Genomic DNA, 22128 nt, shown 5'->3' on the forward strand with positions numbered 1-22128 from the left:
CCGGCGAAGACACCACCGGCGAACGCGAGACCGGCAACGGACAGCATGCTCTTACGGAAGATCGTGTTCATGAGGGGTAGCTCCTTCGGGGGTAGAACACCCCGACCGCCAGGGGGGCGGCGGCGGGGTGTGAGCACCTCGTCCGGCGCTGCACATACAAAGGGGAAAGTCTGGGGGTGACGCCCATCAGGGCGTCGGGTCGGCGACGTGCCGAGCCGGGGGGCTCGTGGCGCCGCGACCCTGTGTAACGACCGGGGGGCCGGGGTCATTCCGGGGGGTGGCCCACCCGTCGGCACCCTCATCGAGGCGGTGCCCGTCGGTCGGTCGTGGGGACTGTAACGACCGGGCGTTGGCCGGCATTCCAACCTGCGCGACCAGCCCTCAGGGTCGGGCGGCGGGTCGGTGGTACTGCGATCGTCAGGGTATGTAACGACCCTGGCCCCGCCACGATTCCAACCTACGAGTGCGTCCGGTCACCGGACGAAGGCCGCGTACCTCGCAGCAGCCTAAGCCCCGCACCTGGCTCGAATGCCCCATACCCGGCAAAACTCCGCAGCGCGATCTCTCTGCTCGCCCGGGAGACCGGACACTCGGCTTGATCCACTCGGGGTCATTGAAATCGGGGTGTACGGGCGGGCGGGATGCCCCGACATCAAGGAACCCGTGTTGATCAAAGCATTGTCGGTGGCCCTGGGAGACCGCCTGAGCGACACGAACCGCGCCGTCGGCGGTGGTGCGGGCCCTGGCCGTGGGGGAACCGCATGAACGACACGAAACCGCATGAACGACACGAAACCGCGCCCTCGCTGGGAGGGCGCGGTTCGCGGATGTTGGGGACGCGTCGGGTCAGGCGACGTTGCGTTGGGCCGGGACGGTCGACTTGTGCGGGCGGCCCAGACGGGCCTCCAGCCGCGCGACGTCGACCCGGGCGTGCCGACGGTCTGCCAGGTCCTCCCAGCCGACGGCGAGTAGTCGCAGGCGCTCCGACTCGCTGAAGCCGCCCCACACGCCGTAAGGCTCCCGTACCGACAGGGCGTGGGCGGCGCACTCGGCGCGAACCGGGCAGGCGCGGCAGACCGACTTGGCAGCGGACTCGCGACGCAACCGGGAGGAACCACGCTCACCGTCGGGGTGGAAGAACTGGGCGCTGTCGCGCCCCCGGCAGGCACCGAGTCGCTGCCAGTCCCAGAGATCGACGATGGGTCCGGGCAGTCTACGTACGTTCGACATCAGCACCCCTCCTCCCGCGCGGCTCCGCGAGAATCCTTATGGCCGGCATCCGGGCGGCGGGCCGCGCAGGCGCACCGTTCCCGGCCTGGATCTCCCGGTACCCGGGCTGTCGCCAACTCACACGTCTGTGATCGAAAACGTCCGAGAAATTGCGGCTTTTGCCCTATCTGTCGGAAAAGTTCGAAGGATTGCCGGGAACCCCCTCCCCAGCCGACCTCGTCATGGTCTGCTCGTTGGCGGAGAGGAGACCACAGTGCGTACCGTTCTTGTGTGCGTTCGGACACCACTCGCGGCCCAGCACCTTACTTCTGCTGCCGCGCGGCTGGGGTTGTCCGCGATCGTTCGTACCGCCGTCTCTGATCCAGAGGTGATGCTGCGTCTGGCCGAGCGACCGGCCGACGTGGTCCTGGCCGACACGGCCCTCACCCGGCCGGACAGCGCCGGTTTCGTCCGCCGGGTGTTGGCGCGTGCGCCCCAGGCGGCGGTGCTGCTGCTGGGCACCGAGGAGTCCGAGGCCGCGGCGGCCACCATCAGCGCCGGCGCGCGGGGGCTCATCCAGAATGTCGACCATGACCTGACCAGCGCAGTGGCAAAGGCGCTCCTGCTGCTCACCGCGCCTGGCCGAGCCTCCCGGCAGCGGATCACCGATCCGGCCCGCGACGCGGCGGCGGTGGGTGGCTCCGGCCGCTCCGGGCCGTCGCCGCGCGGCTCCGGTGAACCCGGCTGGGCGGCCACAGCAGCCGACGGGCCGGCCGGGGTGGCGTCGGTGCCGGTACAGCGGGGCGACGACGAGGCGGAGGCAGGGACCGGCGAGTCGCCGACCCAGACCGAACCGGGCCGTCCCGCAGCGAACGCCCGACCCAGTCGGGCGTCGATCGGCCTCACCGAGCGTGAGCTTCAGGTGCTGCTCGGCATGGCCGAGGGCAAGAGCAACGCGGAGATCGGCCGGGAGCTGTTCGTCTCGGAGGACACCGTCAAGACGCACGCCCGCCGGTTGTTCCGCAAGCTTGGCGCCCGCGACCGGGCCCACGCGGTGGCAGCGGGTTTCCGCGCCGGTCTGGTGGCCTGACCGACGCACGCCACGCGACGGCAGGGCAGCCCGGGCGCGCGGCAGCCCGGGTACGCCGCGCGACTGCAAGGCGGCCGGGGCGCGCGGCAGCCCGGGTACGCCGCGCGACTAAAGGGCAGGCCGCGCGACTGCAAGGCACCGCTGTGCGACTGCTGGGCCTCCGGGGCGCGCGGTAGCCCGGGTACGCCGAGCGACCGCTGGGCACCGGGGCGCGCGACTGCAAGGTACGCCGCGCGACTACAGGGCAGACAGCGCGGCAGCGGAGCACACGGGGCGCGGGGCAGCGGGGGTGCCCGCCGCCCGGCGGGCGTTACTTGGTGGCGGTCGGGGCGTCCGGCTCGTCCTCGGTGCCCTCGGACAGGGTGTCGTGCACCCCGTCCGCGTACCCCCGGGCGTAGTCCCAGGTCACGTAGTGGTCCGGGTCCGGGTCGTAGGCGGGTTCGTGCACCCGGGGCCGGCCCGAGTTGAGCAGGTGCCGCAGGTTGCCGCGGAGCAGGTCCCAGTCGAAGTAGTGCGGCTCGCGGCAGTCCTCGCATTCGATCACCAACCCGCGGACCCCGATCGGGGCCAGCAGAGCCTGGTAGATCTCCAGGTCAGCGAGGTCTTCCAGCACATCCTGCCGCTCGACGTCGGTCAGCGGATCCGGCGTCGCGTCATCGCCCGGGTCTTCCAGACCCGCTGTCGGATCGGCCGGGTCGCCATTGAACGGGTCGATGGGCTCGTCGTGCACCCCCTCACCGTAGACCCAACGCGGCGCGAACGTCCGCCCCCCGGCCTCCGCGCCGGCCCGGCCTGCCACGGACGGGTCGCCCAGCTCACTGGGTACGATGAGGCGACGTGCCGGCACCGTGGCGCGCTCCGGTGCCCGCCCGCGCCACCTCGCTGAAGCCCATCCGAGCAGCTCAGGGGAGCAATCGTGGAAAATTCGCCCAGCACCGATCTTCCGGCCGGCGTGGAGCACGCCGACCTGGGCGGCCACCTGCCCGAGCTGCCGGCCGGCTCCGCCCGGGTGGTTCCGCTCGGCCTCACCTTCGACGACGTGCTGCTCCAGCCGGGCGAGTCGGACGTGGTGCCCAGCCGGGTCAACACCCGGACCAAGCTCACCCGCAACATCGAGTTGTCCATTCCGCTGTTGTCCAGCGCGATGGACACGGTGACCGAGGCCCGGATGGCGATCGCCATGGCCCGCCAGGGGGGCATCGGCGTCCTGCACCGCAACCTCTCCCTGGAGGACCAGGCCCTCCAGGTCGATCTGGTGAAGCGCTCCGAGTCGGGCATGATCACCAACCCGGTGACCGCCAGCCCGGACGACACCCTGCGCGAGGTCGACGAGCTGTGCGGGCGTTACCGCATCTCCGGCGTTCCGGTGGTGGACGGCGACGGCCAGCTTGTCGGCATCGTCACCAACCGGGACATGCGTTTCGTCTCCGAGCCGGACACCCCGGTTCGGGAGATCATGACCCACACCCCGCTGGTCACCGCGCGGGTCGGGGTGAGCAAGGACGACGCCCTGGCGTTGCTGCGTCAGCACAAGGTCGAGAAGCTGCCGATCGTCGACGACTCGGGTCGGCTGCGTGGCCTGATCACCGTCAAGGACTTCACCAAGAGCGAGCAGTACCCGGATGCCAGCAAGGACGACGCCGGCCGGCTGCGGGTCGCCGCCGCCATCGGTGTGGGCGAGGACGCGTACAAGCGGGCCCGTGCCCTGGTCGACGCGGGCGTCGACGTGCTGATCGTGGACACCGCGCACGGTCACCAGCGGGCCGTGCTGGACATGGTCCGCAGGCTCAAGGCCGATGTGGCTGTCGACGTCATGGGCGGCAACGTGGCCACGTACGCCGGAGCGAAGGCGCTTGTCGACGCCGGTGCCGACGGCGTCAAGGTGGGCGTGGGGCCGGGCGCGATCTGCACCACCCGGATCGTCGCCGGGGTCGGTGTGCCGCAGGTGACCGCGATCATGGAGGCGGCCCGGGCCGCCCGTCCGGCCGGTGTGCCGGTGATCGGCGACGGCGGCATCCAATATTCTGGCGACATCGCCAAGGCCCTGGTGGCCGGCGCCGACACGGTGATGCTCGGCAGCCTGCTGGCCGGCTGCGAGGAGAGCCCCGGCGAGCTGATCTTCGTCAACGGCAAGCAGTTCAAGACGTACCGCGGGATGGGGTCGCTCGGCGCGATGCAGTCCCGGGGCCAGGCGAAGTCGTACAGCAAGGACCGTTACTTCCAGCAGGACGTGCTCAGCGACGACAAGCTGGTCCCCGAGGGCGTGGAGGGTCAGGTGCCCTACCGGGGGCCGCTGTCCCGGGTCGCCCACCAGCTGGTCGGCGGGCTGCGGCTGGCCATGGGGTACGCCGGTGCGGAGAACATCCCCGATCTGCACCGCCGGGGCCAGCTCATCCGGATCACCGCGGCTGGTCTGAAGGAGAGCCACCCGCACGACATCCAGATGACCGTCGAGGCGCCCAACTACCACACCCGCTGATCCAACACCCCCAACCACCTGGAGTCCCCCATGCGTGACGTGGTCGAGATCGGGCTGGGCAAGACCGCGCAGCGCGGCTACCACCTGGACGACATCGCCATCGTGCCGAGCCGCCGCACCCGCGACGTCGACGACGTCTCGACGTCGTGGCAGCTCGACGCGTACCCGTTCGGTATTCCGTGCGTCGGCCACCCCTCCGACGCCACAATGAGCCCGGCCTCGGCGGTGCGGCTCGGTCAGCTCGGCGGCCTTGGCGTGCTCAACGTCGAGGGGCTCTGGACCCGCTACGAGAACCCGACCAAGGTGCTGGACGAGCTGGCCGGCCTCGACGAGGAGGCCCGCGCCACCAAGCGGCTCCAGGAGGTGTACGCCGAGCCGATCCGCCCGGACCTGATCGCGGAGCGGGTGCGCGAGCTGCGCGCCGGTGGCAGCACTGTGGCGGTGCGGGTCTCTCCGCAGCACACCCTCGCGCTGGCGCCGGTGATCCTGGACGCCGGGGTGGACATCCTGGTCATCCAGGGCACCATCGTGTCGGCCGAGCACGTGTCGACCACCGATGAGCCGCTGAACCTCAAGGAGTTCATCGCCGACCTGGACCTGCCGGTGATCGTCGGTGGCTGCACTGACTACAAGACGGCGCTGCACCTGATGCGTACCGGCGCGGCCGGCGTGATCGTGGGTATCGGTGGCGACGAGTGGTCGACCACCGAGTCGGTGCTGGGCATCCGGGTGCCGATGGCCACCGCGATCGCCGACGCCGCGGCGGCCCGCCGTGACTACCTGGATGAGACCGGCGGCCGGTACGTGCACCTGATCGCCGACGGTGACATCCAGACCTCGGGCGACATCGCCAAGGCGCTCGGCTGCGGTGCGGACGCGGTGATGCTCGGTGAGCCGTTGTCGCTCTGCGACGAGGCCCCGGCCGGTGGTGCCTGGTGGCACTCGGCGGCGAGTCACCCGTCGCTGCCCCGGGGTGCGTTCGAGGTCGCCGGTGAGCCGCTCGGGTCGATGGAGCAGTTGCTCTTCGGGCCTGCGGACGAGGCCGACGGCCAGCTCAACCTGTTCGGTGGGCTGCGTCGGGCGATGGCCAAGTGCGGTTACCGCGACCTGAAGGAGTTCCAGAAGGTCGGCCTGGTCCTGGACCGCTGACCGATCGTGAGACGCCGGAAGGCCGGCCCCGCCTGGTGCGGGGCCGGCCTTCGTCGCGTTCAGCGGGGAGTCACTTCTCCATGTAGATGGTCAGGTCGGACATGTTGCGGTAGCTGGTCGCCGCGAAGTCGAGCGACTGGCCCTTGTTGTCCGCGCCGCCGGGGGCGGTGTCCATCTCCCAGTTGGCGTGGTGGAAGTTGCGCTCGCCGATGGTCTGGAAGAACTGCTGGAAGTTGAGGTCGCCGTCGCCGAGCGGGGTCATCTGGTACCCGTTGGGCACGCTGGTGTCCCGGTCGCCGTCCTTGGCGTGGAAGAGCGGGAACCGGGTGGTCCGGTCGGCCACTGTGAGGATCGGGTCGAACAGGTCGGTCACCTCCTGGCCGGCCGGGTTGACGTACTTCTGGTGCTTGTAACGGGCCACGTAGGCCCAGTAGATGTCCAGCTCGAAGAAGACGTACCGCGGGTCGGTGATCTCGAAGAAGTACTCGAGTCGGCGGATGCCGGAGGACCGGGTCTGCCGGCCCTGCGCGTCGCGCGGGCCCCGGTCGATCAGGAAGCTGTACGCGGCGTCGTGGTTGTGCGTGTAGAGCCGCATGCCCCGGGCCTTGGCCTGCCGGCCCAGCTCGTTCCAGATGTCCGCGGCGGCGTCCCACTCGGCCTTGTACGCGCTGCTGGTCGGGTCGCTGCCGGTGCCGATGTTCTTCATGCCGAGTTCCTCGGCGATGTCCAGTTGTTGCTGGAAGGTGGCTGGCTGGATCGTGGCGTGGGTGCCGTTGGCCACCAGACCGTTGTCGTCGAGGATCTTGCGGATCTCGGCGGGGGTGATCTGCCGGCCCAGGATCTCGGTGCTCTGGGTGTAGCCGGCGAACTCGATCTCCTTGTAGCCGATCTCGGCGAGTCGGGCGAGGACGCGCTCGAAGCCGTACGGCACTCCGCTGTCGTCGGGCGCGGCGGTGATCCGGTCGCGGACGCTGTAGAGGATGATGCCGCGGTTGCGGGCCGGGATCAGCGGCTCCACCCGCAGCTTGCTCGCGTTGCCGGGATTGGCGAGCGCGGGGGTGCCGGTGGCGAGGACGGGTAGGCCCGCCGCGCCGATCGCGGCGGCGGCGCCGGCGGAGGCGGCGAGCAGGGATCGGCGGCTGAGCCGGCCGGTGGGGGTGGCGTCGGGGGCGGTGTGGTCTGGCATGGTTCCACCTTTCGCGACGGTGGTCGGAGACCGACACTAACGTCGGTCTAAGTTGAAAGAAAGGTTCGATCGACGGCAGCTTTTGTTGGATTCGACGAAAGTAACTGATGATCGTCGATACCGGCCGCGCGGCCCGCGATCCTGACTACGCTCGTCCTCACCGGAACGCCGCAGGAGGCCGGATGCGGCAGGAGGGGTGGGCATGGTCCTGACCGGACGGAGACTGCGCGTCGCCGCGCTGACCTGCGCGATCGGGCTGGCCGCCACCGCTTGCACCGGCGACGACCACGACGGCTTCCGGCCCGGTGCCGCCGACGTCGGCGACCCGTACGTGCCGGGGCACGGCAACGGCGGTTACGACGTCGGGCACTACGGCCTCGACGTCCGCTACGACCCGTCAACCGACCGGCTGACCGGTCGAGCCGTCATCACGGCCACCGCCACGCAGGACCTGTCCCGGTTCAACCTGGACCTGGTCGGTCTAAAGGTCAGCGCGGTCAGCGTGGGTGACGCGGCGGCCGAGCACCGGCGCGGCGACGGCGAGTTGGTGGTGACCCCCCGCGACGGACTGCCGCGCGGCCGGCAGTTCACAGTGACCGTCGAGTACGCGGGCGTCCCCACTGCTGTCGACGACGGGGTGTTGGGCAGCGGTGGTTTCCTGCACACCGCCGACGGCGCGGTGGCGCTCGGCCAACCCGATTCGGCAGCCACCTGGTTCCCGGTCAACGACCACCCGTCGGACAAGGCCACCTACGACCTGGCGGTGACCGTCCCGGACGGCCTGGCCGCGTTGGGCAACGGCGTACCCGGGCCGAAGAGCAGCGCCGACGGCTGGACCACCTGGCGCTGGTCGGAGCGCGCCCCGATGGCCAGTTACCTGAGCACGCTCGTGATCGGTGACTACCGGGTGGTGACCGGCACGCACGCCGGTCGACCGATGGTCACGGCGGTGGCCGCGAGCCTTCCGGCGACCGGCGGCGCGGCCATCTCGCTGGCCCGCACCGGCGCGATCGTCGACTTCCTGGCCAGCCGCTTCGGCCCGTACCCGTTCGACTCGTACGGGGGGATCGTGATCGCCGACGAGCGGATCGGGTACGCGCTGGAGACCCAGTCCCGGCCGGTCTACGGGCCTGGCTTCTTCGCGGACGACCGGCCGAACCCGAGCGTCGTCGCCCACGAACTGGCGCACCAGTGGTTCGGCGACAGCGTGTCGCTGACCAGGTGGAGCGACATCTGGCTCAACGAGGGCTTCGCCAGCTACGCCGAGTGGTTGTGGGAAGAGCACGACGGCGGCCGGACCGCCCAGCGCAACTTCGAGATCCAGTACGCGGCGACCGACTGGACGCAGCCGTCGGTCGAGCCGGGCCGGGAGCAGATGTTCGGCAGTGCCGTCTACAAGCGCGGGGCGCTCGCCGTGCACGCGTTGCGCCGGACCGTCGGTGACGACCTCTTCTTCCGCATCCTGCGTACCTGGACCACCGAGCGGGCGGCGGGCAACGCGACCACCGCGGACCTCGTCGCGCTGGCCGAGCGGGTCGCCGGGCGGCAACTGCGTCCGCTCTTCGACGCCTGGTTGGTGGGTGGTTCGGCCCCCACACTGCCGTGACCCGGCCCCGCTGCCCGGTCGATATGCTGCCGCCTGCGAACGGCGGTAGGCGCCCGTTCGCGCGGGACGGCGGAGGCCGTGACCGGCCACCGTGCGGAAAGGGTGTGGGATGCGCGGGACGCGGCACAGACTGCGAGTGGCTGTCGGCCTGCTGGTGACCGGTGCGCTCGCACTGTCCGGATGTGACTCGGCGGGCCCGGAGACGGGCCCACCACCGAGCGCGTCCCCCACTCCGGCACGGACGTTCGCGGCGGGCGCCGACGGGGTCGGCGACGCCTACTTCCCGACCTACGGCAACGGCGGCTACGACGTCGGGCGGTACACGGTGAAGGTGCGCTACGACCCGGCCAAGGACCAGTTGACGGGTACGACGACGGTGCGGGCCACCGCGACCACTGACCTGTCGACGTTCAACCTCGACCTGGCCGGCCTGACCGTCAGCGCGGTCACAGTGGACGGCGCGCCGGCGACCCACAGCCGCAAGCGGAACGAGCTGGTGATCAAGCCGGCTTCCGGCCTCATCAACGGCAACGGGTTCGTCGCCGAGATCACCTACGCGGGCAAGCCGAAGCCGCTGAAGAACGAGACGCTCGGTGACGGTGGCTTCCTGCACACCGCCGACGGTGCCATCGCGCTGGGTCAACCCGAGTCGGCCAGCACCTGGTTCCCGGTCAACGACCACCCGTCGGACAAGGCTGCCTACGACTTCGAGGTCACCGTTCCGGACGGCCTGACCGCGATCAGCAACGGCGTTCCCGGCGGGAAGACCAGCACCGGCGGTTGGACCACCTGGAAGTGGTCGGAGAAGTCGCCGATGGCCAGCTACCTGAGCACGCTGGTGATCGGCAAGTTCCGGATCACCACCGCCGAACACAAGGGCCGCCCGGTCTACAACGCGGTCACCACCACGGTGGCCAAGGGGAACGCCGACGCGTCCATCGCGCAGACCGTCGCGGTGGCCGACTACCTGGAGAGTGTGTTCGGGCCGTACCCGTTCGACGCGTACGGCGGGGTGGTGATCTCCGACAGCCGGATCTCCTATGCCCTGGAGACGCAGAGCCGACCGGTCTACGCGGCGAGTTTCTTCCGGCAGGGCGAGAACACCGAGGTCGTCGCCCACGAGTTGGCCCACCAGTGGTTCGGCGACAGTGTCGCGTTGGCCAAGTGGGAGGACATCTGGCTCAACGAGGGCTTCGCGACGTACGCGGAGTGGCTCTGGGCCGAGCACACCGAGGCGTACACCGCCAAGGAGGCGTTCGACAGCCGCTACGCCGAGATGTCCGCGCAGGTGTGGAGGACACCGCCGGGCAAGCCGGGCGTGGACAAGCTGTTCAGCGAGTCGGTCTACCAGCGCGGTGGAATGACACTGCACGCCCTGCGGGTGTCCGTCGGCGACAAGGCGTTCTTCGACATCGTCAAGACGTGGGCGGCGGAGAAGCGCGACGGCACCGCCACCACCGCCGAGTTCGTGGCGCTGGCCGAGCGGATCTCCGGCAAGCAGCTCGACGTGATCTTCGACGCCTGGCTCTACGGCACCGAGAAGCCCGACCTGCCCAAGCGACTCTGATTGGCGGTCAATTCTTCACGACCAGTTTGGGGTGGGCGGTCAGGTACGCGTCGGCGCGGCCGGCGCGGAGTTCGGTGAGGAACTTCCGGCCCTCGCTGGTCAGCTGTTCACCCCGGTAGGCGCTGCCCTTGCCGACACCGGAACCGGGCAGCCCGACCAGCGTGAAACGGTTCTCCGGCAGGCCACCGAGGGCGTACGCGATGTCCACGATCCGGCGCCCACCCACGTAGACCAGCGTGTCGCCCAGCGCGGAAACCACCTGGTCGACGCGCTCCGGTTGGCGGGCCAGCCCCTCGTCCAGGATCTTGCGGGTCATCGCCCGGATCAGTTGCTGCTGGTGGCGCTGCCGGGCGTAGTCACCGCCGGTGATGTAGCGCTGCCGCGCATAGTCGAGCGCCTGCCAGCCGTTGAGGTGCCGGTCGCCCTTCTCGTAGACCTGCTGCGGCCCCTTGTAGCCGCCCGGCGCGCTCTCCCGGTACTTGCCGTCCGGTCGGCGGTGCAGCGACTCGACCCGCTGGTCGACGTAGATGTCCACCCCACCCAGGGCGTTGACCAGCCGATCGAACCCGGTGAAGGTGAGCACCGCCCCCGCGTCGATGCGCAGACCGGTGTAACCGCTGACGGTGCTGCGCAGCAGCTCGTACCCCTGGGCGGTGCTGGGTTGTTTGGGTTTGCCCGGCACCCGGCTGCCGAAGCTCATCGCGTGCGTGAGTTTGGTCTTGCCACCCTTGTAGCCGGCCTTCGGGAACGCCGGGATGTCCACCACCAGGTCGCGGGGGAGCGAGAAGAGGTACGCCCGATCCAACCCCTTGGGTACGTGCAGCACCAGCACGGCGTCCGAGTGCGGCTCCCACCCGGGCACGCTGACCCGGGTGTCCACGCCGACAAGCAGCAGGTTGAGCGGGCCGGTGATGTCCGCGCCCGGCGGTGGGCCGCTGGGGCTCGGCGTCGGCGTGCCGATCGGCGACGGGGTCGGTGAGCCGGCCACCGGAGCGCCGCCCGGCTTGTCGTCGCCGGTCAACCGGGTGATCACTACCGTGCCGGCCGCGATCAGCGCGACGACGGCGAGGGCCGCCAACCCCAGCAGCAGCCACCGTCGGCGCGGCGCCATCGACCCGAGAACCATGTTGGATTCCTTCCACCCGTCTGGTGAACAACGTTCCGACGGGTGCTCCGGGTTGCGGCCGGGAGGCGCCGGGTCGGTCGGCCGGAGCATGATCGCGCGAAAAGTGCCGCTGGCGCGAGCGCTACTCGCGAGTAATGATGCCTCCATGCGGTACGACGTGGCAGTCATCGGGTCCGGCTTCGGTGGCAGCGTCACCGCGCTCCGACTGGCCGAAAAGGGCTACTCGGTGGCGGTGCTGGAAGCCGGCCGCCGCTTCGCCGACGACGAGTTCCCGCAGACGTCCTGGCGGGTCCGCCGGTTCCTCTGGGCACCGAAGCTGGGCTGCTACGGCATCCAACGGCTCACCCTGCTCCGCCCGGCCGACAGACGATCCGGCGGCGGGGTGCTGGTGCTCTCCGGCGCCGGGGTGGGCGGCGGTTCGCTGGTCTACGCCAACACCCTCTACGAACCGCTGCCGGCGTTCTTCAGCGACCCACAGTGGCGCGACATCACCGACTGGCGCGACGAGTTGGCCCACCACTACGACCAGGCGAAACGGATGCTCGGCGTCACCACGTACCCGGTGCACACCGGCGCGGACCGCGCCATGCGCGCGGTGGCCGACCGGATGGGGGTGGGGCACACCTTCCACGCCACCCCGGTGGGCGTGCACATCGGCCGGCCCGGCCAGCGGATCGCCGACCCGTACTTCGGCGGCGCCGGCCCGGACCGCACCGGCTGCCTGCACTGCGGCTCGTGTATGACCGGCTGCCGGCACGGCGCGAAGAACACACTGGTGAAGAACTACCTCTGGCTCGCCGAACAGCTCGGGGTCACGGTCCGTCAGCTGACCACTGTGACCGCCGTCCGTCCCGCCGACGGCGGCGGGTACGAGGTGCACACCGAACGCACCGGCGCCTGGCTGCGCAAGGGACGGCAGGTCATCCACGCCGACCAGGTGGTCTTCGCCGCCGGGGCGCTCGGCACCCAGCGGCTGCTGCACGGAATGCGGGCCGACGGTGCGCTACCCGGGCTCTCGCCCCGCCTCGGCGAGCTGACCCGGACCAACTCGGAGGCGATCCTCGGCGCCTCGGTGCCCCGTCGACGGGCCCGGGCCGAGCGGTTGGACTACACCGAGGGGGTGGCCATCACCAGCTCGTTCCACCCGGACCCGCAGACCCACATCGAGCCGGTCCGCTACGGGCGGGGCTCCAACGTGATGGGGCTGCTCCAGTCGCTGCTTGTCGACGGCGGCCCACACCGGGTACGCCGCTGGCTGGGCAGCATCGTGCGGCAGCCCCGGTTGGCCGCGCGGATGCTGTCGGTACGCGGCTGGTCGGAACGGACGGTGATCGCCCTGGTCATGCAGTCCGTGGACAACTCGCTGACCACCCGGTGGCGGCGTGGCCCACTCGGCAGCAGGTTGGTCACCGGGCCGGGCCACGGCACGCCGAGCCCCACCTGGATCCCGGCCGGCAACACCGCCGCCCGAATGCTCGCCGACGAGATCGGTGGCACCCCCGGCGGTGCGCTCACCGAACCCTTCGACATCCCGATGACCGCGCACATCCTGGGCGGAGCGGTCATCGGGGCCACCCCGGCCGACGGGGTGATCGACCCCTGGCACCGGGTGTACGGGCACGTCGGGCTGCACGTGGTCGACGGCGCGGCAGTCTCGGCCAACCTGGGCGTGAACCCGTCCCTGACGATCACCGCACAGGCGGAACGGGCGATGTCCTTCTGGCCCAACCGGGGCGATGAGGACCCCCGCCCGGCGCTCGGCTCCCCGTACCGCCGCCTCCCACCCGTACCCCCACGCAACCCGGCGGTCCCGCCGGGCGCTCCCGGCGCGCTTCGTTAGTGACCTCAGACTATTCGGAATTGACGTCGAGGAGCCATTGCACAGTCGGCCAGTCGCGCTCGTCAACCTTGAGGCGGGGCGCGGCGAGCCAGGATGTCGCACGATCAGTCAGACCGTCCGGGTCGACGGCGAACGGCCGGCAGAGGGCGGCGATCTCCGCCGGATCGGTGGGCGGTGGATCCAGTTGCTGCGTGCCGAGCACGAGGAGGTCGTCGAAGACGATTGGTCGGTCGATGACCGACGTTAGTTGGTCGAGCGGTGCAACGTCCTCGCCACCCGAAACGAGCAACTGGCGGACCTCGGTTGCGACATCCCGCACCGACGTGCCGGTCAGGGCTGACATGCGCAGCGCCCGCAGCGCCCAGTTCGGGCCGCTGCGTGCAAATCCGTCCCAAGGAGACTTTGCGAAGAATTGCTGGACGAGCGTGCTTGGGGCTAGGTCGGCGAGTCCGGCTGGAAGGCGTGCGGGCAGGTCGAAGCGGCGGGTCAGACCGCGGTACCGCCCCAGATCAGTGAGCGCCTGCCCGAGCGTGCCGCCCTCCCGGGTGGCGAGTGCCACCACCGTGTCGATGGTGACGACGGCGTGGGAAAGTTGCCCGCCGAGAACCTCGACGTGCCGCCTGAGCTGGCCTCTCGACTCTGGTCGGAGGCGACGTGTCTCGGTCAGTCGTTTGCTCCCCATTCCCGCTTCTACGAAGAGGTCGATGGCGCGAGTCAGGTCATCCCATTCGAACTCGTCCAGGATGGCGATCAGCGTTTGCAGATCGTCGACCGTGTCGTCAAGTGGGCGTCCGTGGCTCTGGGCCAGTGCGGGGCAGGCTTCGACAGCCGCCATCACCGTGGACCAATTCTCGACGTGCGGCTCTGTCTGGAAGCCTGCGGCAGAAAGCTCATCCATGATCTCGTCGTAGCCTGGACCGTCCTCCCAAGATGCGTCATATGCGGCGAAGGCGACATTGAGTGCGGGAAGGGTAGTGCGATGAAACGGAGCGATGCTGTCATAGTCACGGGATACCGCTAGCACCGCAAAGCGACTTAATCGCGGAGTCACGTCGGTGTATTCGGGCTGGGTTATTAGCTTCGGATCCCCGTGGAGGATGCTATGCGCTTCGACCCTGAGGTCGCTAAGGGGTATGGGTCCACGTTGGCTGAGCCTCTTCATAGCGGTCTGCCGGTCGAGTGTCGGTACCGGAAGCCTCGCCGCTGCGGGGGCGATGCGACTGGCTGGCCACCCGGGCACTTCATCCTCCAGGGCTCGAGTGCTGACCACAGCGAGGGTCAGGTCGCGAAGGATGATCGGCAGGTTACGGAGTGGAGAGTCGGCCAATGACCGCCAAACTTCCGCGTTACGCCTAGCCGACAGGCCGGCTGCCGCAGTGGTGAGGCTGAGTGTCGCCGGCTGCTCGAGCAGCGCCAGCGCCCACGCGTAGACCGCGACCGCTCCCAGAGTGACCTGTAGATATTCTGCCAGCTTTAGCATTTCGCCAAGGACTCGCTCGCGCTCAAACGTCCCGCTGATGGCATCCTCGCTGCTGCCTCTCCGGCGGGACATGGGGCTGAAGTCGGCGGGAAGGTGGCGGTTTCTGTTGAGGATCGCAGCCAGCCGGTCGTCGAAAGGCGGTAGCCCTGGGGGAGGGCTAGCTCGTTCGGCATTTATGACCACGGCGACGCGGGCGGCATCGAGGACATGGCGTGTGCCTCCTCGGCGGTGCAGCAGATCCGGGTCGCGCAGATACAGTCCGTCTCGCTCGGGCACCAGTGACAATGGCTTGGTCCGGTAGGCCTCAGAATCAGGGATCTCTTCGTATGTGACCGCTGGGTGGACGATCAGCGGCCGGTCGCGCAGCGTCTGCCAGGCCAGACGCGCTGCGGGAATGTCTGTACTGAAGAGACTTAAGAGCCAGTTCCCCGACACGTCGACCCAGCCGCCCACCCTGGTGGCGGCCTGCTGAATCCGTTCGCTCACCGCCCGTTGGTCGTATCCCAGCAGCGTTCGACGGTCCACGCTGAGGTTCGGCTGAGCCCACCCGCCCAGTGAGACGGTGCAACCGTTCGATCGAGAGCGTTGGGAATCGGTGATCGGGATGCCGTTGACGAGGATCTCTCCCGGACCATCGTGGAAGAAGACTGCGAGATCCGGTGCCCTGAAACAGGGCGTGACCTCGCTGCCGTTCAGGTCGTACAGCCAGCCTGCGCGCCATATCCGACCCTCGAAGAGCACCGGGATGGTGGGCGCTCGGACGGTGTTGTTCAGCGCCTCCGCCAGATCGAACTCCTGGAACTCGGGATTGAGGAACAGGCGAACGATTGTTCCGCCCCCAGTGGGCTCGACCTGGCCGCCGTGGCTGATCTGGAACAGGTCCGACCCACCGCGGATTCGGACCCGGATCGGCGCCTGGAGACCCAGCCGGCGGTCGACACGAGTCGAACGCACCTCGAGCTCGTCGGCGATCATGAAGTAACTGAGCACTCCGATGCCGAACTGCGAGATCGGTTGGAACTCCGCTCCGCCGTCGGTGGCCCATTCGGCGGACTCCTGGATGAACTCAGGAAGGTCCCGAAACCTGCGACCCGCCTTCGCGAACGCCTCCCGGATCTCGTGGTGTGACATACCGATTCCGTTGTCCCGGCATTCGAGGAACCGGCGCCCACCCTCGACACCCATCCGAAACTTGATCGTTGGGCTCCAGTCGTACTCGTCGCCCTGGAGATGTTGGAGCCGGCGCTCCCGGTAACGGCAGGCATCGACGGCGTTCTGGTACAGCTCACGTACGGCGAGCGATGGGTCCTGATAGAGATTGGTGCCCATCAGGAGGTGCCGCGTCTCCGAGGTGGAGACCCGGAAGGTCACGTGCGGCAGGCGGAACGACGCTCGCTCGGGTTGCAGCCGGCTCGTGGCGATCAGGTGTGGCGTCTTGGTCTGGTGCAGTGGACCACCCGGCTGGCGGTGGGTCAGCAGGATCTCGTTGATTTCCACAACGAGCTGCCGGATCGCGAGGTCGATCGGCGCGCTCCGGGTCCAGAGGCTTAGATCCAGGAGGTTCTGCACCCGGTGCCAGCGGGCCTCCTGAAGCCCCGCCAATGCGTCGGCGAGGGGCAGGTCGTCGTGCGCCAGATGGATGCCGCTAGCGGGTTCGAAGAACCGGGTGTCAAGGCTCAGACGCCAGAGCAGTTGCAGTGCGGCGGCCAGCCGCCAACCATTGATGCTCGACCGCACAGGTTCTAGGTCGATTTCCAATTCGACTGGGTCGAAGTCCGTCAAGCTGCGGGACGGGTCGAAGGCGTACCGCACAGCCTCGATGAGGTAGTTCACGGTCCGACCGACACTGGCTGCCGGCAAGTCCGGCTCGATCCCCCGGACGATGTGCGCAATGCCCTGCCGGAGGTTGCCGGTGGTGTCGAGCGCACACTCCCGTACTGCGGCGAGGTGAGCGGCCCACTGTCGAAGTGGGGACGCGGGAACATCCCCCCAGTCAATGGCCCGACGCAACGCGGGCTCGGCGGAGACAACGCAGTCCAACGACCAGCATGAATCCTTTCGGGTCAGCAGGCTCACCTCGGCGTCGCGGAAAGCCGCGTCGACCACTGCGACCAACCCGACCAGCACCAGCCGTTCGAGCGGGGTGGCGAGGATGGCGGGTGCGAGTTCCTTCAGGGTGCGGGCAAGCCGATCAACGAGACCGGGTTGCAGCCATGGACTCCTCGGGCGGCCGGCCATGACTGACTCGGCCGACGCCTCTGCCTCCAGGTCATCCGCAATCTTCAGCAGACGCTCGACCTGTGCAGGCGGCAGTTCCGGGCGGCCGTGCGGCGTCTCGCCCAGGATGTCGGGAAGTTCGTTGCGAAGCAGTCGGCTCCACCGGTCCTCGGCGAGCATGGCAGGGCTGAACGCGAATAGGGGGAATGCGGCGGTGTCCGGGTTGACATTGCTGACCACGTCCAATTGTTGGGTGGGTAGGCCCTCTTGCCCGCAGATCAGCGTCATCCGGTCCTGTACCAGCGTGGCAGCCCGGGCGAGGCGCACCTCCGGTGGGAGGCTGGGTAGCAGTTCCGCGAGCGCCCGGGTGAACACGCTGCAAGCGTCGGCCCCTGCGACGCTGTGGGCCAAAGCCGAAGCCCGCGTCGCGAAAATGAATGTGGTCGCGGTGCTCGACGGCATTGGTGGAAGGTGCGTGCCATCGCCTGGCTCGCCGTCTCGGCAGGCGTCGATCAGGAAGGTGACTGAGCGGGCCGGGCTGACCTCGATCTCCGACTCGAAACGCACTGGCACCAAATAGCTGCGTTGATCCGGCAAGCGTGGGTTGACGGACGACGGCACTAGATAGCTGACTCCGTCAAAGTAGCGGCCGTGCCCGCTGAAGTAGACGATCAGGTCGTCGTCGACGTCGCAGTCGATCAAAAATTCGGCGATCGCCGATCGGATAGCATCCGACCCGACTTCGGCAGTGTCGGCCAGGATAGTCCTTGCGACGGTTACTCCGCTGTCGCCGAGGCCGCGTCTGAGCTTCTGAATGTCCGCCTTGACGGCTGGCCCGATGGCATCGCTGTAACCGCCGGTGTAGAGGGCTATGCCGATGAGGAGCGCCCGCCGCATTACGCTACTCGGCTCGCTTGAAAAGCACCCGGATACCGCCCGTAACACCAACGTTGGCGCTGCCCAGCAGCTTTACGCCGCCTTCGCCGGTCAGCTCCACCGTCAGTTCGACCTCGTCCATCCGCCACCGTCGCCGACTACCGTCGATGGGGTCCGGGTCGTCCGGCAGGAGTACCTGCAGTTCGTCGAGTGCCGCCCGGACGCGCTCTGCGTTCACGGTGATCGTCTTCAGTTGCCGGGCGACCAGGCCCTTGCTGTGTTCGTCCATTACCCAGGCATCCACGGTCGCGAGGGTAGAGGGCGGTTTCAACCCCTGGCAGTCTCCGGCTGTCTCATTGACCGAGCCGTACCTTTGCCGCCACGGCGAGCCGGTGCCGGCGGCGGCCGTGACTGTCGGTAGGCTTCGTGCACATGAGCCTGCCTCGCCCCGTCCTCGTGGTGGACTTCGGAGCCCAGTACGCCCAGCTCATCGCCCGCCGGGTCCGTGAGGCGAAGGTCTACTCCGAGATCGTGCCGCACTCGATGCCGATCGCCGAGATGCTGGCGAAGAACCCCGCCGCGATCATCCTGTCCGGCGGCCCGTCCAGCGTCTACGCCCCGGACGCGCCGCAGATCGACGCCGGCGTGTTCAGTGCCGACGTGCCGGTCTTCGGCATCTGCTACGGCTTCCAGGCGATGGCCCAGGCGCTCGGCGGCACTGTCACCAGGACCGGCAACCGCGAGTACGGCGGCACCCCGCTGCGCCCCCGCCTCCTCGACCCCGGTGTGCTGCTGCGTGACCTCCCGGCGGACCTGCCGGTCTGGATGAGCCACGGCGACTGCGTCACCGAGGCCCCCGAGGGCTTCACCGTGACCGCCGAGTCGGCGGGCGCGCCGGTCGCCGCATTCGAGGACCTGGCCGGTCGCCGGGCCGGCGTGCAGTTCCACCCGGAGGTCGGGCACACCGCGCACGGCCAGGAGATGCTTACCCGCTTCCTCTACGACATCGCCGGCATCGAGCCGACCTGGACTCCCGAGAACATCATCGACGAGCAGGTCGCCCGGATCCGCGCCCAGATCGGCGACAAGGAGGTCATCTGTGGCCTCTCCGGCGGGGTGGACTCGGCGGTCGCCGCGGCGCTCGTGCACAAGGCCGTCGGTGACCAGCTCACCTGCGTCTTCGTCGATCACGGCCTGCTGCGCGCCGGCGAGGCCGAGCAGGTGGAGAAGGACTACGTCAGCGCCACCGGCATCAAGCTGAAGGTGGTCGACGCCACCGACCGGTTCCTCGGCGCGCTCGCCGGGGTGATCGACCCGGAGCAGAAGCGCAAGATCATTGGTCGGGAGTTCATCAGGGTCTTCGAGGCCGCGGCCCGCGAGATCGCCGCACACGGCGACGTCGAGTTCCTCGTCCAGGGCACCCTCTACCCCGACGTGGTGGAGTCCGGCGGCGGCACCGGCACCGCCAACATCAAGAGCCACCACAACGTCGGCGGCCTCCCGGAAGACCTGAAGTTCGCGCTGGTCGAGCCGCTGCGCACCCTGTTCAAGGACGAGGTCCGGACGCTCGGCCTCCAACTGGGCCTGCCCGAGGCGATGGTCTGGCGGCACCCGTTCCCCGGTCCCGGTCTGGCCATTCGGATCATCGGCGCGGTCGACCAGGAGCGGCTCGACCTGCTCCGCCAGGCCGACCTGATCGCCCGCGAGGAGCTGACCGCCGCCGGCCTCGACAGGGGTGTCTGGCAGTTCCCGGTGGTGCTCCTCGCCGACGTGCGCAGCGTCGGTGTGCAGGGAGACGGGCGCAGCTACGGGCACCCCGTGGTGCTGCGCCCGGTCTCCAGCGAAGACGCGATGACCGCCGACTGGTCCCGGCTGCCCTACGACGTGGTGGCCCGGATCTCCACCCGGATCACCAACGAGGTCGCCGAGGTCAACCGGGTCGTCCTGGACGTCACCAGCAAGCCGCCGGGCACCATCGAGTGGGAGTGAGCGCCGCTCAGGCAGCCGGCGGCGGGCCGGACGGGGTCGTCGGCGGGTAGGGCGGCGTCGGGGCGTACCCCTGCGGTGCCCCGCCGGGCGCGGGCCCGGCGGTGGGCGGCGGGCCGTTCTGCGGCGCGACGCCCGCGGCGTGCGGCCAGGCCGGCGCGCCGCTGGGCTCCTCCGGCATCAGGAACCACATGATCGGGTACGCGAACAGCGCGAGCCCGCCGGTGAGCAGGCCGGTGACCGCGAAGATCACCCGGACCAGTGTGGGATCGACGGCGAAGTAGCGGCCGACGCCGCTGGCGACCCCGGCGACCATGCGGTCGGTGGTGGGTCGCCGAAGCTGCTTGTACGGGGCACGGGGAGCGGTGGTCGATGTCATACCCCCACGGTCCGCGCTGGCGACCGGCCCGCCCTCGGTGACCGCCCGGATCCTTACCCTGACCGATCCCTGACCGGGGCCAGATAGTCAGGAATCCGACTCTTTTCCGTTCCGGTAACCCGGCCCGGGGAGAATTTGCTTCCGTGACCACCTTGCTCAAGCCGCTCCGCAGGATCGCGGCATACGCAGTTTGTGCTGATTCAAGCGGCCGAGTCTTGCTGGTCCGCGCATCGGAGCGCTCCGGCACCCCCGGCGCGTGGTCGCTGCCCGGAGGGGCGGTCGACCACGGCGAGGACCCGAACCACACAGTCGTTCGTGAGACCGCCGCCGAAACCGGCCTCTCCGTCGCCGTCTCCGGCCTGGCCGACGTGCTCGCCGACATGCGGGCACTCCCGGACCGGGGCATCACCATCCACACCGACCGGCTCATCTACCGGGTGGCAGTGCGCGGTGGCACCCTCGCCGACCGGGTCGGCGAGCGCCCCACCGACCTCGCCCGGTGGTACACCCTCGACGAGGCGCGCGAACTGCCGCTGCGCTCGTTCACCGCACGCGCCCTCGGGCTGCCCGCCTCCTCAGCCGACGTGGTGCCCGACGAGGCACCCGAATTCCCCTCCTTCTACGCCGTGCCCGGCCCCGACGGGCTGCACCGGGCCCAACGCTTCGCCGCGTACGCGGTCTGCACCGACCCCGCCGGTCGAGTGCTACTCACCCGCATCTCCGACGGCTACCCCGGCGCCGGCTGCTGGCACCTACCCGGCGGCGGCACCGACTACGGCGAACAGCCCGGCGCGGCACTCATCCGAGAGCTGATCGAGGAAACCGGCCAGGCCGGCCGCCTCGTCGAACTGCTCGGCGTCGCCAGCCACCGCGACGCCGCCTCACTCGGCCCCGAGGGCTACCCGATCGACTGGCACGGCGTACGCGCCTTCTACCGGGTCGTCGTCGACCAGCCCAACCCACTGACCGTGGCCGACGTGGGCGGCTCCACCTGCGAGGCCCGCTGGTTCGGCCGCGAGGAGTTGGGCGCCCTCCCCACCGACCGCCTCACCGAGGTGACCGCCGAAGCAGTCCAAGCCGCCCAACTCACCTGACCCTGCGTCGCGCCGCCGGCCCATGCCGTCGGGTCTTGGGCGTCGGGTCTTGGCCTTGGGCGTCGGGTCTTGGGCCTCCGGCCCCGGGCCTCGGGTGTCGGGCCTCGGGCCTCGGGCCTCGGGTGTCGGGTACCGGGCCTCGGGCCCCGGGTGTTTGGCCCTCGGGCCTTGGGCGTCGGGCCAAGATCGTGCTCGAACCAGGATGTAGTGGCTTCACCGGCGCGCCGATGCCACTACATCCTGGATGTTACGCGATCTTGACTCCGGGACGCCTCTCTGAGGGGCGCCGCGCGGGCGTCGCGGGCAGGCAATCATCGGCGTGCCGCCACGCCCCTCGGTGATCCACTCGGATTCCTTGAAGGCGCGGTGTCCCAGGCGCTGGCATACCGCGCCTTCCGTGAACCCGAGTCGATCACCGTTCGTCTCGACTCCCGCGACGCGAATGGACGGCACAATGAGGGCTAATAGGGTGAAGCGGATCGGTCGCAAAGCAGGCTGAACGGGTCTTGGCCGGGCGAATTGGCCGTTGTCATGGGCTGTCGGGCTACGACCCGCGGAACGCGCCGGAGGCCCTCGGGCGCGATGGAGCCCTCGGGCGCGATGGAGCCCTCGGACGCGCTGGAGGCCTCGGACGCGCTGGAGCCCTCGGACGCGCTGGAGCCCTCGGACGCGATGGAGGCCCTGGACGCGCCGGAGGCCCTGGACGCGATGGAGGGCCCGGACGCGTGCGACGCCCCGGCTCGCCAAGCTCTGCGGGTTCCCGTGCACTGCCTCGCGTTGATCATGAAGTTATTGTCGGAACGCGAGATGGACCGCGATAACTTCAATGATCAACAGTTGTGAG

Annotated in this window: 16 protein-coding genes; 9 read left to right on the plus strand and 7 right to left on the minus strand. The window is 69.5% G+C overall.

Annotated features, from left to right (window positions below):
- Positions 1-846: 846 nt before the first annotated feature.
- Positions 847-1230 (minus strand): WhiB family transcriptional regulator, encoded by a 384-nt coding sequence (locus AB0B98_RS30685; protein ID WP_091406539.1) that lies wholly within the window; start codon positions 1228-1230, stop codon positions 847-849.
- A 253-nt stretch (positions 1231-1483) separates the two neighbouring features.
- Here AB0B98_RS30685 and AB0B98_RS30690 point away from each other — a divergent pair, with 253 nt between their 5' ends.
- On the plus strand, positions 1484-2299 hold the full coding sequence (locus AB0B98_RS30690; RefSeq protein WP_357367119.1) for a response regulator transcription factor: 816 nt from the start codon (positions 1484-1486) through the stop codon (positions 2297-2299).
- Positions 2300-2609: 310 nt separating this feature from the next.
- Here the strand turns inward: AB0B98_RS30690 and AB0B98_RS30695 are convergent, their stop codons facing one another.
- On the minus strand, positions 2610-3029 hold the full coding sequence (locus AB0B98_RS30695) for a DUF5319 domain-containing protein (RefSeq protein ID WP_238667602.1): 420 nt from the start codon (positions 3027-3029) through the stop codon (positions 2610-2612).
- Between the two features lie 186 nt (positions 3030-3215).
- Between AB0B98_RS30695 and guaB the strand changes: the two genes are divergently transcribed.
- The gene (gene guaB / locus AB0B98_RS30700) at positions 3216-4778 is read left to right on the plus strand and encodes an IMP dehydrogenase (RefSeq protein ID WP_238667604.1); all 1563 of its coding nucleotides are present in this window, start codon (positions 3216-3218) and stop codon (positions 4776-4778) included.
- A 30-nt stretch (positions 4779-4808) separates the two neighbouring features.
- Positions 4809-5927 carry a GuaB3 family IMP dehydrogenase-related protein gene (locus AB0B98_RS30705; RefSeq protein WP_238667606.1) on the plus strand — a complete coding sequence of 373 codons (1119 nt, stop codon included), beginning with the start codon at positions 4809-4811 and terminating at the stop codon, positions 5925-5927.
- A 70-nt stretch (positions 5928-5997) separates the two neighbouring features.
- Here the strand turns inward: AB0B98_RS30705 and AB0B98_RS30710 are convergent, their stop codons facing one another.
- The gene (locus AB0B98_RS30710; protein ID WP_357367122.1) at positions 5998-7113 is read right to left on the minus strand and encodes a sugar phosphate isomerase/epimerase; all 1116 of its coding nucleotides are present in this window, start codon (positions 7111-7113) and stop codon (positions 5998-6000) included.
- Positions 7114-7315: 202 nt separating this feature from the next.
- Here AB0B98_RS30710 and AB0B98_RS30715 point away from each other — a divergent pair, with 202 nt between their 5' ends.
- Together AB0B98_RS30715 and AB0B98_RS30720 are read left to right on the plus strand one after the other, a co-directional pair.
- Positions 7316-8719 carry a M1 family metallopeptidase gene (locus AB0B98_RS30715; RefSeq protein ID WP_357367124.1) on the plus strand — a complete coding sequence of 468 codons (1404 nt, stop codon included), beginning with the start codon at positions 7316-7318 and terminating at the stop codon, positions 8717-8719.
- Positions 8720-8828: 109 nt separating this feature from the next.
- Complete coding sequence (locus AB0B98_RS30720; protein ID WP_357367126.1) at positions 8829-10286, plus strand: M1 family metallopeptidase; 1458 nt, start codon at positions 8829-8831, stop codon at positions 10284-10286.
- A 7-nt stretch (positions 10287-10293) separates the two neighbouring features.
- On the opposite strand, the gene AB0B98_RS30725 is transcribed toward AB0B98_RS30720, so the two are convergent.
- A complete protein-coding gene (locus tag AB0B98_RS30725; protein ID WP_357367128.1) occupies positions 10294-11412 on the minus strand; it encodes an LCP family protein in 1119 nt (372 codons plus the stop codon).
- Positions 11413-11557: 145 nt separating this feature from the next.
- Between AB0B98_RS30725 and AB0B98_RS30730 the strand changes: the two genes are divergently transcribed.
- On the plus strand, positions 11558-13252 hold the full coding sequence (locus AB0B98_RS30730) for a GMC family oxidoreductase (protein ID WP_357367130.1): 1695 nt from the start codon (positions 11558-11560) through the stop codon (positions 13250-13252).
- A gap of 10 nt (positions 13253-13262) precedes the next feature.
- On the opposite strand, the gene AB0B98_RS30735 is transcribed toward AB0B98_RS30730, so the two are convergent.
- Both AB0B98_RS30735 and AB0B98_RS30740 read right to left on the minus strand, forming a co-directional pair.
- A complete protein-coding gene (locus AB0B98_RS30735; protein ID WP_357367132.1) occupies positions 13263-17846 on the minus strand; it encodes a caspase family protein in 4584 nt (1527 codons plus the stop codon).
- Positions 17847-17850: 4 nt separating this feature from the next.
- Entirely contained in the window at positions 17851-18129 is a 279-nt protein-coding gene (locus AB0B98_RS30740) for a hypothetical protein (RefSeq protein ID WP_357367134.1), read from the minus strand.
- A gap of 128 nt (positions 18130-18257) precedes the next feature.
- Here AB0B98_RS30740 and guaA point away from each other — a divergent pair, with 128 nt between their 5' ends.
- The gene (gene guaA / locus AB0B98_RS30745; protein WP_238667613.1) at positions 18258-19814 is read left to right on the plus strand and encodes a glutamine-hydrolyzing GMP synthase; all 1557 of its coding nucleotides are present in this window, start codon (positions 18258-18260) and stop codon (positions 19812-19814) included.
- A 7-nt stretch (positions 19815-19821) separates the two neighbouring features.
- Here guaA and AB0B98_RS30750 read toward each other — a convergent pair whose 3' ends face one another.
- Positions 19822-20190: a PspC domain-containing protein gene (locus AB0B98_RS30750; RefSeq protein ID WP_357367136.1), complete on the minus strand. Its 369-nt coding sequence runs from the start codon at positions 20188-20190 to the stop codon at positions 19822-19824.
- 143 nt (positions 20191-20333) lie between these two features.
- Here AB0B98_RS30750 and AB0B98_RS30755 point away from each other — a divergent pair, with 143 nt between their 5' ends.
- Positions 20334-21284, plus strand: a complete 951-nt coding sequence (locus AB0B98_RS30755; protein ID WP_210783350.1) for an NUDIX domain-containing protein — start codon at positions 20334-20336, stop codon at positions 21282-21284.
- Between the two features lie 600 nt (positions 21285-21884).
- A complete protein-coding gene (locus AB0B98_RS30760; protein WP_357367138.1) occupies positions 21885-22127 on the plus strand; it encodes a hypothetical protein in 243 nt (80 codons plus the stop codon).
- Position 22128 lies beyond the last annotated feature (1 nt).

The organism is Micromonospora sp. NPDC048947 (assembly GCF_040649495.1).
In the GTDB taxonomy this organism is placed as follows: domain Bacteria; phylum Actinomycetota; class Actinomycetes; order Mycobacteriales; family Micromonosporaceae; genus Micromonospora; species Micromonospora alfalfae.

Bases quoted from the DNA above. Each gene is read 5' to 3' on its own strand.
- AB0B98_RS30685 (WP_091406539.1), bottom strand. From the start codon at position 1,230: ATGTCGAACGTACGTAGACTGCCCGGACCCATCGTCGATCTCTGGGAC.
- AB0B98_RS30705 (WP_238667606.1), top strand. From the start codon at position 4,809: ATGCGTGACGTGGTCGAGATCGGGCTGGGCAAGACCGCGCAGCGCGGC.
- AB0B98_RS30710 (WP_357367122.1), bottom strand. From the start codon at position 7,113: ATGCCAGACCACACCGCCCCCGACGCCACCCCCACCGGCCGGCTCAGC.
- AB0B98_RS30715 (WP_357367124.1), top strand. From the start codon at position 7,316: ATGGTCCTGACCGGACGGAGACTGCGCGTCGCCGCGCTGACCTGCGCG.
- AB0B98_RS30720 (WP_357367126.1), top strand. From the start codon at position 8,829: ATGCGCGGGACGCGGCACAGACTGCGAGTGGCTGTCGGCCTGCTGGTG.
- AB0B98_RS30725 (WP_357367128.1), bottom strand. From the start codon at position 11,412: ATGGTTCTCGGGTCGATGGCGCCGCGCCGACGGTGGCTGCTGCTGGGG.
- AB0B98_RS30730 (WP_357367130.1), top strand. From the start codon at position 11,558: ATGCGGTACGACGTGGCAGTCATCGGGTCCGGCTTCGGTGGCAGCGTC.
- AB0B98_RS30735 (WP_357367132.1), bottom strand. From the start codon at position 17,846: ATGCGGCGGGCGCTCCTCATCGGCATAGCCCTCTACACCGGCGGTTAC.
- guaA (WP_238667613.1), top strand. From the start codon at position 18,258: ATGAGCCTGCCTCGCCCCGTCCTCGTGGTGGACTTCGGAGCCCAGTAC.
- AB0B98_RS30750 (WP_357367136.1), bottom strand. From the start codon at position 20,190: ATGACATCGACCACCGCTCCCCGTGCCCCGTACAAGCAGCTTCGGCGA.
- AB0B98_RS30760 (WP_357367138.1), top strand. From the start codon at position 21,885: ATGGAGCCCTCGGACGCGCTGGAGGCCTCGGACGCGCTGGAGCCCTCG.